The organism is Pseudomonas sp. MD195_PC81_125 (genome assembly GCF_014060985.1).
Lineage (GTDB): Bacteria > Pseudomonadota > Gammaproteobacteria > Pseudomonadales > Pseudomonadaceae > Aquipseudomonas > Aquipseudomonas parakoreensis.
The window spans coordinates 1-692 of record NZ_JABULD010000333.1; the positions used below are offsets into that span (position 1 = coordinate 1).

Here is a 692-nt window from a genome sequence, read left to right on the forward strand (position 1 = left end):
CAGGCTGCGATCTTTTGATCTTGAAAAACAAAAGCAAAAGATCGCAGCCTGCGGCAGCTCCTACACGAGGATTAGTGAACGGTGGTTATTTCTGCTTTTCGAAGCGGTAGAACAGGTTCGGCTCACTGACCATGTACAGCGTACCCGCGTCGTCCATGGTCACGCCTTCGGCGCGGGGAATGGTGCTCTTCAAACCGTTGAAGCCGCCCAGAAGGGTCATGAAGCTGACTTGCTCGCCCTTCTCGTCCAGCTCCAGCAACAGATGCGAATCGGCGGACAGCACCAGGGTGTGGCCGGTACGCGGGTCGATGGCCAGCGCCGAGAGGTTGCGGATATCCAGCTCATCATTGGCCAGCTTCTGCTTGTCGCCTTTGAGGATCTGGCTGCCGTCGCTTTTCCAGGTGAACAGCGCCGGCGGCCGTTCTTCGCCCAGCAGCAACTGTTGATTGCGCGGATCCCAGGTGATCGCCTCGAACGCCTTGTTCTGGTCTTTCGAGGGGCCCAGGTCGTATTTCGGGAATTGGTCGCGCTGCAGTTCGCGGGTTTCGGCATCGACCTTGACGATGGAGAGCAGGTGTTCGCGCTCATCGACGATCGCCATCAGGCCGTTTTGCAACACGGTCACGCCTTCCGGATTGCTCCAGCCCACCAGCGGCATCTTGCGCAGCACATCACCCTGCAGGGTCAGTTCG

General features: G+C 59.0%; 1 protein-coding gene. It reads right to left on the reverse strand.

All coding sequences use genetic code 11. The features are described 5' to 3' along the window. Positions 1–85: 85 nt before the first annotated feature. Positions 86–692: SdiA-regulated domain-containing protein (locus HT737_RS13800; protein ID WP_182402904.1), on the reverse strand; the 607-nt coding region annotated here is incomplete at its 5' end.